The sequence below is a fragment of the Streptomyces sp. NPDC003284 genome (assembly GCF_053589675.1).
Map to the genome: position 1 here is coordinate 519,182 of NZ_JBSFSI010000001.1, position 13,396 is coordinate 532,577.

Genomic DNA, 13,396 nt, shown 5'->3' on the forward strand with positions numbered 1-13,396 from the left:
ACTGGCACTGAGTGCCAACAACCGTGGACGGCTGCCAAGTTCTGCGTATCTTTCCCTCGCTTTTTGCCAAGGTTGCGAAGACCGCGCGCGACGCCGGTTCGCCTAGGCTGGGCGGGACGCGCCGTCGGCCCGGAGGAGTGAGCGGTGAGCAGGACGTACGCGGGCGCCCGGCTGCGGCGGCTGCGCGAGGACCGCCGGATGAGCCAGGCCGAACTGGCCCGGGTGCTGTGCATCTCGCCCAGCTATCTGAACCAGATGGAGCACGACTCCCGGCCGCTCACCGTGCCCGTGCTGCTCCGGCTGACCGAGACCTTCGGCATCGACCCGGGCTTCTTCTCCGAGCGCGACACCACCCGGCTGGTGGCCGACCTGCGCGAGGCGCTGGCCGGGGAGATCGCCGAGTCCCGGGTCACCGCGGCCGATCTCGCCGACCTCGCCTCCCGGACGCCCGCCGTGGCCCGGGTGCTGCTGGACCTCGGCCGCCGCAACCAGGAGCTGTCCGAGCGGCTGGCCGGTGCCACCGACGGCCGGGACGGCGCGCGCACCCCCGTCTCCTCACCGCACGAGGAGGTACGGGACTTCTTCTACCGGCGGCGCAACTACCTGCACGCCACCGACCTCGCCGCCGAGGACCTGGCCGCGCGGACCGGGGTCCGGCCGGGCGAGACGACCGCCGCCCTCACCGCCCGGCTCGCCGCCTCCCACGGCGTCCACCTGGCCGCCGAGACCGGCGACCGGCTGCACCACTACGACGAGAGCACCCGCACCCTGCACCTGTCCCCGCGGCTGCGCCCCGGCCGCCGCGCCTTCCGCATGGCCACCCAGCTCGCCCTGCTGGAACACGGCGACGACTTCGCCCGGCTGGCCGCCGAGGACTTCGCCCCCGGCACCCCGGCCCACGGCCTGACCCGCATCGGCATCGCCCACTACTTCGCCGCCGCGCTGATCCTCCCGTACACCGCGTTCCACGCGGCGGCCGAGGAGGCCCGCTACGACATCGAACGCCTCACCGACCACTACGGAGTCGGCTACGAGACCGTCTGCCACCGGCTGAGCACCCTCCAGCGGCCCCGGCTGCTCGGCGTCCCCTTCTCCTTCGTCCGCGTCGACCGGGCCGGCAACATGTCCAAGCGCCAGTCGGCCACCGACTTCCACTTCTCCCGGGGCGGCGGCACCTGCCCGCTGTGGAACGTGTACGAGGCGTTCGCCGTGCCCGGCCGCATCCATGTGCAGATCGCCGCCATGCCCGACGGGCGCCGCTACCTGTGGACCGCCCGCGCGGTCACCCGGCACCGCGGCGGCTGGGGCGAGCCCGGCCGGGTCTACGCCATCGGCCTCGGCTGCGAGATCCGCCACGCCCACCGCCTCGTGTACTCCGAGGGCCTGGACCTCGGCAACACCGCGGCGGCCACCCCCATCGGCATGGGCTGCCGCGTCTGCGAACGCCTCGACTGCTCGCAGCGGGCCGCGCCACCGCTCGGCCGCCCGCTGCTCATCGACCACCACAGCAGCACCTTCGTGCCCTATCCGGTCACGGGCGCCGGGCCGCTCACGTAGGCCGGGGCCAGGTCCGGGGCGGGGGCCGGGGAAATCCTCTGGCACGGTGGCGTGAGCGGGGCGGAGACTCCTCCCATGGCTGACATGGACGCGTTCCGGGAAGCGGTCCTCGCGTGGGCGTCGGGCGGACCCGGCGGTCCCGCGCGCGAACTGGCCGCGCTGCCGCCCGTCCGGACCGCCGTCCTGCTCGAAGGGCCGAGCGACGCGGCGGCGGTCGACGCGCTGGCCGCCCTGCACGGCCGGGACCTGGCGGCCGAGGGCGTCTGCGTGCTGCCGATGGGCGGTGTCACCAACGTCGGGCGCTTCGCCCGCCTCCTCGGCCCCACCGGTCTCGGCCTGCGCCTCACCGGACTGTGCGACGAGGGGGAGCGCCGCTACTACGCCCGTGCCCTCGCCCCGGCCGGTGCGGCACCGGACGCGTACTTCGTGTGCGCGGCGGACCTGGAGGACGAACTCGTCCGGGCCCTGGGCACCGCCCGCGTCGAGGAGCTGATCCGGGACGAGGGCGACCTGCGCGCCCTGCGGACCTTCGGGAACCAGCCCGCGCAGCGCGAGCGCACCGCGCAGCAGCGGCTGCGGCGCTTCCTCGGCACCAAGAAGGGCCGCAAGATCCACTACGGCCGGGTCCTCGTGGAGGCCCTCGCACCGGGGCACGTACCGGCGCCGCTCGCCGCCCTGCTCGCCGGAGTGTGACCGCCGGGCACCCGGGCGGGCGGCGCTCCGCCCGACCCCTCGTGAATTCCCCTACCGAATAGGGGGGTTCGCGGCGGCCGTAGGGGGGTCCGGGGAACGGGGCCCGCTGCTATACATGGACCACCAGTGCCTGCGAAGCGGGGAAGCCGGTGAGAATCCGGCACGGTCCCGCCACTGTGACCGGGGAGAGATCCCCGGAAGTCAGATTGCCGCCCGCAGGTGTCACGACGAGGCCCACGAGGATGGTGCTGATGCGTTACGGGAATCTCCCGCATGCCGAGACAGGGCGCCGCACGCTTTCGGCGCCGGGTTTCTCCATCCTCGCCTAGCCCCGTCGGGGGCCTATTCCGGCGTGCCCGCGCGCACGCGTTCCACGGTGACCGCACGCGAAGCGACCGCCCCGGCGGCCGTTTCCGCGCCCGTCCCGTGCCGCGTGGCCCGCACACCGCCCCTCCGACACCGCCGATTCCGCGTGCGTGAGCATCCGGGGATGGGAAGAGAAGAAGTGACAAAGATCGTTCTCTGGCGTCCGATGTACGACTCCTCGGGCGCCGAAAGACTGCGCGGCCTCGGCGCCGAAGTCGTCGTCGTGGATTCCTCGGAGGAATCCGAGGTGACGGCGGCGGTGGCCGACGCCGACGCGCTGTGGGTGCGCTATCCCGAGAAGGTCAGCCGCCGGATACTCGCGGCGGCCCCCCGGCTCACCGTCGTCTCCACCTCCGGATTCGGCACCGACAACGTCGATATCGAGGCGGCCACCGAATACGGGATCCTCGTCGTCAACCAGCTCGGTTTCGGCCGGATTCCGGTCAGCGAACACATCGTCATGCTGATCCTGGCCACGCTCAAACAGCTCAACTGGGCCGACCCGGCCACCCGCGACGGCTCCGCCTGGCGGCAGCGCAGCGATCTCAGCCTCCACGAACTGCACGGCAGGACGGTGGGCGTCGTCGGACTCGGCTACGTCGGCGCCGAGACCGCCCGGAAGCTGACCACCGGATTCGGCGCGGACGTACTCGCCTACGACCCGTACGCCGACCCCCGCATCGCCCATCTGGTCGGCGCCGAACTCGTCCCCGATCTGGACGAGTTGCTGTCCCGGTCCACGATCCTCGCGCTCGCACCCGCCCTGACCGCGACCTCGCGGGAGCTGATCGGAGCCGACCAGCTCGCCCGGCTGCCGCGCGGCTCCTTCGTCGTCAACTGCTCCCGCGGCGGCGTCCTCGACACCGAGGCGCTGGTCGCCGCGCTGGAGAGCGGCCATGTCGCGGCGGCCGGACTCGACGTCGTCGAACCGGAGCCGCTGCCCGCCGGGCACCCGCTGCTCAGCCACCCGCGCGTCATCCTCACCCCGCACACCGCCGGACTGACCGCCGAGACCATCGTGCGGATGACCGACTCCGCGGTCACCCAGCTCGGGACGGCGCTGCGCGGCGACCTCCCCGCCGCACCGGTCAACCGCGCCGCCTGGGACGGCGACCGCTCGCGCCGCAGGACCGTGCTCCCGTAGACCGCCGCGCACGGACCCAGGAACTCCCCAGGAAGGACGCCCAGTGGCTCACACCCGCACCACACCGGCAGACACCCCCCTCGGCGACGGTTTCCATCTGTACGACACCACCCTCCGCGACGGCGCGCAGCGCGAGGGGATCTCCTACTCCGTCGCGGAGAAGCTCACCACCGCCCGCACCCTGGACGCCCTGGGCGTCGGCTTCATCGAGGGCGGCTGGCCGGGCGCACTGCCCAAGGACACCGCTTTCTTCGCCCGCGCGGCGGAGGAACTGCACCTGAAGCACGCCGCGTTGGTCGCCTTCGGCAGCACCCGCAAGCCGGGCCGCAGCGCCGAGCAGGACCCGCAGGTACGGGCCCTGCTCGACTCCCGGGCCCCGGTGATCACCCTGGTCGCCAAGTCCGACCGGCGGCACATCGAACGGGCGCTGCGCACGGACGTGGCGGAGAACTGCGCGATGGTCCGGGACACTGTGCGCCTCCTGGTGGCCGAGGGCCGCCGGGTCTTCCTCGACGCCGAGCACTTCTTCGACGGCTACGCCGCCGACCCCGCCACCGCGCTGCGGGTGCTGGACGCCGCCATGGGCGCGGGCGCCGACGTCGCCGTCCTGTGCGACACCAACGGCGGCCAGCTCCCCGGCCGGCTCGCCGAGACCGTCGGCGAGGTCGCCGCCCGCACCGGGTTCCGTATCGGCATCCACTGCCAGGACGACACCGGGTGCGCCGTGGCCAACACGATCGCCGCCGTGGAGGCGGGCGCCACCCACGTCCAGTGCACCGCCAACGGCTACGGCGAACGGGCGGGCAACGCCGACCTGTTCGCGGTCATCGGCAACCTCACCACCAAGCTCGGCATGCCGGTGGTGCCGCGCCCCCGGCTCGGCGACCTCACCCGCACCGCCCGCGCCCTCGCCGAGACCGCGCACCTCAGCCCCGACCGGCACCAGCCCTACGTCGGCGCTGCGGCCTTTGCCCACAAGGCGGGCCTGCACGCCAGCGCGATCAAGGCGGACCCCGCGCTCTACCACCACATCGACCCGGACGTCGTGGGCAACGGCACCCGCATCCTGGTGAGCGAGATGGCCGGGCGCACCAGCCTGGAACTCAAGTGCCTGGAACTCGGCTTCGGACTCGACGACCTGGAAGTCCTCTCCCGGGCGGTCGCCCGGATCAAGCGTCTGGAGGCGGGCGGCTGGTCCTTCGAGGCGGCGGACGCCTCCCTGGAACTGCTCCTGCACGACGAACTGACGGCCGCCGAGCCCGGCGGCCGGGGCGGGCCGGGACGCCCGTTCCCGCCCTTCACCCCCCTGTCGTACCAGGTCGTGGAGCGCCGCGCCCCGGACGGCGCGGTCGTCTCCGAGGCGACGGTCCGGCTGAGCCTGCCCGACACGGACAGCACGGAGGGCACGGACGGGAACGACGACATGGGTGGCACGGTCGGCGGGCCCGGCACGGTCGGCAGCGCCCCGGCGACCGGCCGGAGCACCCGGGAGGCCGCCGCGACCGCCGAGGGCAACGGCCCCCTCGAAGCGCTCGACGCGGCCCTGCGCCGGGCCCTGGCCCCGCACCTGCCGTGGCTCGACGAGGTCCGCCTCGCCGACCACAGCGTCCGCGTCCTGGACGCGGTGACCGACGGCTCAGCGGACGGCTCCGCGGACAGCACCGCGCTGACCCGCGTCCTCGTCGTCTCCCGCGACGCCGAACGGGAGTGGACCACGACCGGTGTGCACGCCAGTGTCGTCGTCGCCGCCATGCAGGCCCTGACCGACGCCCTCGCCCACAAGGCACTGCGCGTCGCCGGACGGCCCCGGGCGAGCGTCCCGGCCTCCTGACCCGCCGACGCACCGTCCCCCCACACACACCGTCACCGCCCCTCTTCCGGCCCTCTTCCGGCCCCTTTCCGGTCCTCTTCCGGCCCGCCGTGTCCCCGTGCGCGGACACGGCGGCCGGGGCGCCGGACGGCACGCCCCGGTGCCCCGGCCCCGCCCCCGCCGCGCCCCGAAGAGGGGGCCGATAGGGTGTCCCCGCGCGGCGTGCGGGCCCGTCGCCGGGCGGTGGGAGCAGGTCCGCGGTTCATATGTCGGAGTCGGTCCGGGCGACGGGCCGGACCACGGCCGGGCGCGAGGGTCGCCCGGAGCGGACTGCGGGCGGCGGACGGCGGAGGACGGCGGAGCGGTGATGGCGGACGACCGGAACGGGCCACGGGACGGGGACGAGGAGCCGCGGACACGCGACGCGGCGGGGGAGGACCCGTACGCCTCACTGCTCGGCCTGCCGCTCAGCTCCGACCTGAACCGCATCGGCGAGCAACTGCACGCCCTGGCCCGTGCCCAGAGCACCCTTCAGGAACTCCTCCAGGCGGTCGTCGACATCACCGGGGACCTGGAACTGCCCAGGGTGCTGCGCCGTATCGTGCGCACCGCCATGGACCTGGTCGGCGCGCGCTACGGCGCCATGGGCGTCCTCGACGAGGAGGGGCGGCTGCTGGACGAGTTCATCCCGCTCGGTCTGAGCGCGCAGGAACTCGCGGACCTGAAGGGCGTGGAGCTGCCCCGGGGCCGGGGGCTGCTGGGCCACCTGATCCACCACCCCGAGCCGCTGCGGGTGCGCGACATCTCCCGGCATCCGGAGTCCGCCGGGTTCCCGCCCGGCCACCCGCCGATGAACACCCTGCTCGGCGTGGCCATCAGCGTGCGCGGACGCGTCTACGGCAACCTCTACCTCGCCGAGCGCAAGGACGGCCGGCCCTTCGACCGGCACGACGAGGGCGTCATCCGGGCGCTCGCCGGCACCGCCGGGGTGGCCATCGAGAACGCCCGCCTCTACCACCAGGCCCGCAACAGCGCCGAGCAGTTCCAGCGGCTCCTGCTGCCCCGGCTGCCCGACCTGAGACCCTTCGCCGCCGGCGCGGCCTACCGCCCGGCCAGCGCACCGGCCGCGGTGGGCGGCGACTGGTACGACGCGATGCGGCTGCCCGACGGCGCCTGCGTGGCCGTCATCGGCGACGTGGTCGGCCACGATCTGCGGGCCGCCGCCGACATGGCGCAGATCCGCAACATGCTGCGGGCGCTCTACTACGACCGGGGCACCCCGCCCAGCACCTCCCTCACCCGGCTCGACCGCATCATCCACTCCCTGGACGAGGCGCCCGTCGCCACCGCGCTGCTGGCCCGCCTCGAACCCGTCGAAGGCGCCTGGCAGTTGCACTGGTCCAGCGCCGGGCATCCGCCGCCGCTCCTGCTGCTGCCCGACGGCCGCGTCCGCTACCTGGACACCGACCCCGGACTGCCCCTCGGCGTGGCGGCCGACCTCGCCCGGCCCGACCACCGCGAGTCCGTGCCCGTGGACAGCACCGTCGTCCTGTACACGGACGGCCTGGTGGAGGTCCCCGGCCAATCCATCGACGAGGGCCTCGCCGAACTCGCCGCCACCGCGTCGCGCCACGCCGGACAGCCGCCCGAGGAACTGTGCCGGGCACTGGCCGAGCACCATCCCAGCGACGGCCACGACGACATGGCGGTCCTGGCCCTGCGCACCCCGCCCCTCACCGGCTACGGCCGTACGTAGGCCGCCGCCGGGAGCGACTGCGCCTCACAGCGCGTGGCGGCGGGCGGCGGCCTCGCGGTCGTAGGCGGTACGGGCCCGGACCGCGGCCTCGCGGCCGGAGACCTCGGCCACCGGCACGTCCCACCAGGCCGCGGCGGGCGGCGCCGCCGCGCCTCCGTCCGAGGTGTCCGTCTCGACGTACACGCACGTCGGCCGGTCGGCGGCACGGGCCGTGCGCAGCGCGGCGCGCAGCTCGCCCGCGGTCCGGGCGCGCAGCACGTCCATGCCGAGGCTGGCGGCGTTGGCGGCGAGGTCGACCGGGAGCGGGGCGCCGGTGAAGGCGCCGTCGGCCCCGCGGTGGCGGTAGGCGGTGCCGAAGCGTTCGGCGCCCACCGCCTCCGACAGACCGCCGATGGAGGCGTACCCGTGGTTCTGCACCAGCAGGAGCTTGACCGGCAGACCCTCCTGGACGGCGGTGACGATCTCCGTGGGCATCATCAGATAGGTGCCGTCGCCGACCAGCGCCCACACCGGCACGCCGGGCGCCGCCTGCTGCACGCCGATGGCGGCCGGGATCTCGTAGCCCATGCAGGAGTAGCCGTACTCCACGTGGTACTGGTGCGGCGAACGCGCCCGCCACAGCTTGTGCAGGTCGCCGGGGAGCGAACCGGCCGCGTTGATCACCACGTCCTCGTCGCCGACCACCGCGTCCAGCGCGCCCAGCACCTGCGTCTGCGTCGGCACGGCGTCGTCGTCGGCGCGGAAGGCGGCCTCGACCACCCGCTCCCAGCGCCGCTTCCCCTCCCGGCACGCGGCCTCGTGGGCGGCGTCGACGCGGTGCCCGGTCAGCGCGGCGGTGAGCGCGGTGAGCCCGGCCCGCGCGTCGCACACCACGGTGGTGCCCGCCATCTTGTGGGCGTCCGCCGCGCTGATGTTGAGGTTGACGAAGCGGACGTCCGGATGCCGGAAGAGCGTCCCCGAGGCCGTGGTGAAGTCGGTGTAGCGGGTGCCGACGCCGAGGACCAGATCGGCGCCGCGCGCCAGCCCGTCGGCGACCTCGGTGCCGGTGTGCCCGACACCGCCGACGTCCGCCGGATGGTCGTACCGCAGCGCCCCCTTGCCCGCCTGGGTGGAGGCGACCGGGATGCCGGTGGCGTCGGCCAGCGCCCGCAGCGCGTCCTCGGCCGCGCTGTGCCGGACCCCGCCGCCCGCGACGATCAGCGGACGGGCCGCCGACCTGACCGCCTCGGCTGCGGCGGCGAGTTCGGCCGGGTCGGGGGCGGGCCTCCGGACGCGCCACACCCGCTCCGCCCAGAACTCCTCGGGCCAGTCGTACGCCTCCGCCTGCACGTCCTGCGGCAGCGCGAGCGTGACCGCGCCGGTCTCCGCCGGGTCGGTGAGGACCCGTACGGCGTGCAGTGCGGACGGGATCAGCGCCTCGGGGCGGGTGATCCGGTCGAAGAAGCGGGAGACCGGGCGCAGCGTGTCGTTGACGGACACGTCGGCCGCCGAGGGATGCTCCAGCTGCTGGAGCAGCGGATCGGCCCGGTGGGTGGCGAAGTAGTCGCCGGGCAGCAGCAGCACGGGCAGCCGGTTGACCGTCGCCAGGGCCGCGCCGGTGACCAGGTTGGTGGCGCCCGGCCCGATGGACGTGGTGACCGCCATCGTGGACAGCCGCCCGCTGCGGCGGGCGAAGCCGACCGCCGCGTGCACCATCGCCTGCTCGTTGCGGCCCTGGTGGTACGGCATCACGTCCGCGTGCTCGACGAGCGCCTGTCCGACGCCCGCCACGTTGCCGTGGCCGAAGATGCCCCAGGTACCGGCGATCAACCGCCGCCGCACACCGTCGCGTTCGGTGTACTGGGCGGCCAGGAACCGGATCAGGGCCTGGGCGACGGTCGTCCGGCGGGTGCCGGGGGAGCGGCCGGGATCGGGACCGGGGCCGGGACCGGTCGCGGGGGTGCGGGTGCTCATCGGGACGGCTCCGGGGCGCGGTAGAAGGGGAGGCGGGGGTCGACGGGCTGCTCGGGCCAGATGCCGCGGATCCAGGCGTGGTCCGGGTGGTCGCGGATCAGCCACGCCCGGTCGGCCCCCGGGCCCGCCATGACGTTGAGGTAGTACATGTGGTGGCCCGGTACCGCCATCGACGGTCCGTGCCAGCCGTCCGGGATCAGTACCACGTCGCCGTCGCGGACCTCCGCGAGCACGTCCGTGTCCCGGCCCGGCCCGGACGGCGACACCCGCTGGTAGCCGAGCCCCGGCGTGCCGTCGTGGCCGCTGAACTCGCAGCCGAACTCGAAGTAGTAGATCTCCTCCAGGACGGACTCCTCGCCGGGCCGGTCCTCGTCGTGCTTGTGCGGCGGGAACGACGACCAGTTGCCGCCCGGGGTGAGCACCTCCACGGCGATCAGCCGGTCGCAGTCGAACACGCCCGCCGCGGCGAAGTTGTTGACCTGGCGCGAACACGATCCGCTGCCGCGCAGCTCCACCGGCACCCCGGCCGCCGGTCCGTACCGGGCGGGCAGGCGGCGGGCGCAGCGCGCGCCGGTGAGCGCGAAGCGCCCGCCCCCGCCGGACGAGACGGTCACCCGCGCGTCCCGGGGCACGTACGCGAAGTCGCTCACCCCGGCGAACACGCTCTCCCGGCCGGTGAGCGCGAACGTGCCGTGCCCGAAGCCGTCGGAGCAGCCGACCTCGCAGGCCCCGCCGAGCGGCAGGACGATCCACTCGCTGTCGCCGGTGTCGAAGGTGTGCGAGCCGCCCGGCGCCAGCTCCAGGATCCGGAGCGAGGAGTGGCCCCAGCCCGCGGACTCGGGCGTGACCCGCACGGCGTAGGGGCCGTCGGCGGCCCGGCCCGCGGGGAGATGGAGCCGGGGGCCGGGTGCGGCGGGGCCGCCGGCTCCGGGCGCGGCGGCGGGCGTGGACGTCATCGGATGATCTCCCTCCTCTGCTCCCCCGATCACACCCGAACACACCCGTTTCCGCCAGACCGCCGTGCGGAGCCCGTGTCCTGACCGCGGATCGGCGGCGGTGGATTGACAGCGGGCGCGCCACGGGGTGGACTCGCGGGGGAGGACGACGCGGGACCCCGCCGGGCCCGCACCGACGACCCCCGAAGGGAACGGCTGCCATGGCCACGGCCCCCGCGCTCGACCGGATCCGGGTCGGCTCGGCCCCCGACTCCTGGGGCGTCTGGTTCCCCGACGACCCGCGGCAGACCCCCTGGCACCGCTTCCTGGACGAGGTGGCCGAGGCCGGTTACCCCTGGATCGAACTCGGCCCGTACGGCTATCTGCCGACCGACCCGGCCCGGCTCACCGACGAACTGGACCGGCGCGGCCTGAAGGTCTCCGCGGGCACCGTCTTCACCGGCCTGCACCGCGGCCCGTCCGTGTGGCAGGACACCTGGGAGCACGTCGGCCGCGTCGCCGCGCTCACCCGCGCCATGGGCGCACGGCACCTCGTCGTCATCCCCTCCTTCTGGCGGGACGACAGGACGGCCGAGATCCTGGAGCCGCCCGAGCTGACGAGCGAGCAGTGGGGGCACCTGGCCCGGGGCACGGAACGCCTCGGCCGCGAGGTCAAGGAGACCTACGGCCTCGACATCGTCGTCCACCCGCACGCCGACACCCACATCGACACCGAACCGCACGTCGCCCGCTTCCTCGACGCCACCGACCCCGACCTGGTCCGGCTGTGCCTGGACACCGGGCACTACGCCTACTGCGGCGGGGACAGCGTGCGGCTGATCGAGACCTACGGCGACCGGATCGGCTATCTGCACCTCAAGCAGGTCGACCCGGAGATCCTGGCCCGGGTGGTGGCCGACGGGGTGCCGTTCGGGCCCGCCGTGCGGCGCGGGGTGATGTGCGAACCGCCCTCCGGGGTCCCGGACCTGGAGCCCGTCCTGGCCGCCGCGCAGAAGCTGGGCGTCGACCTGTTCGCGATCGTCGAACAGGACATGTACCCGTGCGCGCCGGACGCGCCCCTGCCCATCGCCGTACGCACCCGCCGCTTCCTGCGATCCTGCGGCGCCTGACGCGGGCGGGGGCGGACTGACGTCCACCCCGGTGGGGCGAACCGGCGGCCCGGTCCGCGCGGGTGTCCGGCGACCGGGGTCGCGCGGGTGTCCGGCGGCGGCCCGGCCGGACCCGCGTCCCGTCCCCGGGCGCACCGCCCGCGCTAGAGTCGCCCCTGGTACGGCATCACCGGCGGCCGTGACGGCCGCAGGTGGCGCGGTGCCGGTGCCGGTGCCGGACACGCCCTTCGACGGGGAGCCTCATGAGCACAGCGCGTGACCTGATGATCGTCGCCCTGGACACGGCACCGGCCCGCCGCCTGGAACGCGGCGACCTCTCGCTCGCGCTGGCCGGTGCGGAGGCGTACGACCTGCTCCGGGCCGGGACGATCGTCCTGGACGGCGGCGGACGCATCCTGCCGGTACCCCGCACCGGCCACGGACCGGGTCCGGAACCCGGCCCCGGCCCCGGCCCCGGACCTGCGGACCGGCTCCTGGAGGAGGCCGCCGCCGCACTCCGGCGCGAGGCGCCCTACGAGTCGCTGCCGGACTGGCTCTGGCGGCGCGGACGCGGCCTGGCCTCGCTCCGGCTGGCCGCGCTCGCGGAGGAGGGGCACGTGTCCTGGGAACGGAGCCGGTGGCTGCCGTTCCGCGGCGGACGCACCGTCCTCGGCGACACCGCGGCACGGCGGCGGGCGGCGTACCGCTGGGCCGCCGACGAGCCCGTACTGCTCGCCCTCGCCGCGGCGGCCGGGATCCGCGACGAGATCGCCCCGGACGAGCCGACGGCCACCGACGACACGGTCCTCACCGTGCTCGCCGCCGTGCACGACGCGGTGATGGAACTGGAGGCGGTGCGCCGCCGCCGCGCCATCGAGGACGCCGCCTTCGCCAACGTCTGGCGGGGTGCCTGAGCGCGGCGCCGGGGCCCGCCCCAGCCAGCCGCCGTCTCGGCGGCCTCCCGCCACCCGCCACCCGCCACCCGTCTTCCGTCTTCCGTCTTCCGTCTTCTGCCGAACGCTCAGAGATCGACCGCGTACACCTTGCGCAGCGTCTCGTGCACCGTCCATGTCGTACGGTCGCCCTCCCGCAGCACCGCCACGTCGCCGGGGCCGACGCGCAGGGTCGGGCCGTCATCCACCTCGATCGTCGCCGAGCCGCTGACCACGAAGAACAGCTCGTCCGCCTCGGTGTCGGTGACGACGCCCGGGGTGATCTGCCAGATCCCGCGCGCCTGCCGGCCGTCGGCCGACTCCCAGAGGACCTTCCCGGTGACCTCCGGGCTGCCGGAGACGATCTGTGCCGGGTCGAGCGGTTCGGGGACCAGCTCGCTGTCGGGGACGGCCGGTACGTGGAGCGCGAAACTGTGGGTCATGCGGGGACCCTAACGGGGGGACGCCGCCGCGCGGCGTGGACACAGTGTGCGGGATCGGCGCGCGGGCGCGGACACTTCGTCGCGCTCTGTGGAGTGGCGCGGGCGGGCGCCCCGGGTGATCGTTGGGGGGTTGCGACTCCGTACGCCCGGGAAGCGAGCAGCCCATGGCGGACCCCACGTCGGCCGTGCCCGCGCGGCCCGCCCACGACGACCCCCGGGCCATGCTGCTGTTCGGCGGGGTCTACGGCGCCGTCGTGGCCTGTGCCATGGTCGCCGCGCTCACCGAGTACGGGCACACCTCACCGGCCGCCCGCCGCTACGACGCCGCCTGGCTGCTGGTCACCGCCTTCGCCTCGGCCCTCGCCCACGGCTACTCCCACCACATCGCCGAACGCGGACCGCACCGGCGCGGCGAGGCGCTGCGCGCGCTCGCCGCCGAGTGGCCACTGGTCGCGGCCATGCTGCCCACGGTGCTGATCCTCGCCGGGGCCGGCTGGGGCTGGTGGTCCGCGGACGGCGTGGAGTACCCGGCGTTCGTCCTCAACATCGCCCTGCTGTTCGCCCTCGGCCTGGCCTCGGCCAGACGGGCCGGGCGGCGCTGGACGGCGGCGCTGGCCACCGGGTTCGTGGACGCCCTGTTCGGACTGCTCGTCGTGGTGGCCAACGCGGTCATCAAGTGACCTGGCGCCCGCGCGGTG

The 13,396-nt window shown here is 74.9% G+C and carries 11 protein-coding genes and 1 riboswitch; of the genes, 8 read left to right on the forward strand and 3 right to left on the reverse strand.

The window, feature by feature from the left end; translation table 11 throughout:
* The first annotated feature begins 144 nt into the window (after positions 1 to 144).
* From ACWDYF_RS02355 to ACWDYF_RS02375, 5 genes are all read left to right on the forward strand, one after another.
* A complete protein-coding gene (locus ACWDYF_RS02355; RefSeq protein ID WP_389463537.1) occupies positions 145 to 1,557 on the forward strand; it encodes a short-chain fatty acyl-CoA regulator family protein in 1,413 nt (470 codons plus the stop codon).
* 75 nt (positions 1,558 to 1,632) lie between these two features.
* The gene (locus ACWDYF_RS02360) at positions 1,633 to 2,250 is read left to right on the forward strand and encodes a TOPRIM nucleotidyl transferase/hydrolase domain-containing protein (protein ID WP_389463539.1); all 618 of its coding nucleotides are present in this window, start codon (positions 1,633 to 1,635) and stop codon (positions 2,248 to 2,250) included.
* A 114-nt stretch (positions 2,251 to 2,364) separates the two neighbouring features.
* A riboswitch (adenosylcobalamin (AdoCbl) riboswitch) is annotated at positions 2,365 to 2,509 on the forward strand.
* A 246-nt stretch (positions 2,510 to 2,755) separates the two neighbouring features.
* The gene (locus tag ACWDYF_RS02365; protein ID WP_381743977.1) at positions 2,756 to 3,760 is read left to right on the forward strand and encodes an NAD(P)-dependent oxidoreductase; all 1,005 of its coding nucleotides are present in this window, start codon (positions 2,756 to 2,758) and stop codon (positions 3,758 to 3,760) included.
* A gap of 43 nt (positions 3,761 to 3,803) precedes the next feature.
* Positions 3,804 to 5,591, forward strand: a complete 1,788-nt coding sequence (cimA, locus tag ACWDYF_RS02370; protein WP_389463541.1) for a citramalate synthase — start codon at positions 3,804 to 3,806, stop codon at positions 5,589 to 5,591.
* 346 nt (positions 5,592 to 5,937) lie between these two features.
* A complete protein-coding gene (locus ACWDYF_RS02375) occupies positions 5,938 to 7,326 on the forward strand; it encodes a PP2C family protein-serine/threonine phosphatase (protein ID WP_381743979.1) in 1,389 nt (462 codons plus the stop codon).
* 24 nt (positions 7,327 to 7,350) lie between these two features.
* Here the strand turns inward: ACWDYF_RS02375 and iolD are convergent, their stop codons facing one another.
* Positions 7,351 to 9,279: a 3D-(3,5/4)-trihydroxycyclohexane-1,2-dione acylhydrolase (decyclizing) gene (gene iolD, locus ACWDYF_RS02380; protein ID WP_389463542.1), complete on the reverse strand. Its 1,929-nt coding sequence runs from the start codon at positions 9,277 to 9,279 to the stop codon at positions 7,351 to 7,353.
* Positions 9,276 to 10,235, reverse strand: a complete 960-nt coding sequence (gene iolB, locus ACWDYF_RS02385; protein ID WP_389463544.1) for a 5-deoxy-glucuronate isomerase — start codon at positions 10,233 to 10,235, stop codon at positions 9,276 to 9,278. The genes iolD and iolB overlap by 4 nt, the downstream gene beginning before the upstream one ends.
* Positions 10,236 to 10,435: 200 nt before the next feature.
* On the opposite strand from iolB, the gene ACWDYF_RS02390 reads away from it, so the two are divergent.
* Both ACWDYF_RS02390 and ACWDYF_RS02395 read left to right on the forward strand, forming a co-directional pair.
* Complete coding sequence (locus ACWDYF_RS02390; RefSeq protein ID WP_389463546.1) at positions 10,436 to 11,344, forward strand: sugar phosphate isomerase/epimerase family protein; 909 nt, start codon at positions 10,436 to 10,438, stop codon at positions 11,342 to 11,344.
* A 242-nt stretch (positions 11,345 to 11,586) separates the two neighbouring features.
* Positions 11,587 to 12,237, forward strand: a complete 651-nt coding sequence (locus ACWDYF_RS02395) for a GPP34 family phosphoprotein (protein WP_389463548.1) — start codon at positions 11,587 to 11,589, stop codon at positions 12,235 to 12,237.
* A 107-nt stretch (positions 12,238 to 12,344) separates the two neighbouring features.
* On the opposite strand, the gene ACWDYF_RS02400 is transcribed toward ACWDYF_RS02395, so the two are convergent.
* Positions 12,345 to 12,698, reverse strand: coding sequence for a cupin domain-containing protein (locus ACWDYF_RS02400; protein WP_389463549.1), 354 nt, complete (start codon positions 12,696 to 12,698; stop codon positions 12,345 to 12,347).
* Positions 12,699 to 12,862: 164 nt separating this feature from the next.
* Here ACWDYF_RS02400 and ACWDYF_RS02405 point away from each other — a divergent pair, with 164 nt between their 5' ends.
* Positions 12,863 to 13,378 (forward strand): hypothetical protein, encoded by a 516-nt coding sequence (locus tag ACWDYF_RS02405; protein ID WP_381743985.1) that lies wholly within the window; start codon positions 12,863 to 12,865, stop codon positions 13,376 to 13,378.
* Positions 13,379 to 13,396 lie beyond the last annotated feature (18 nt).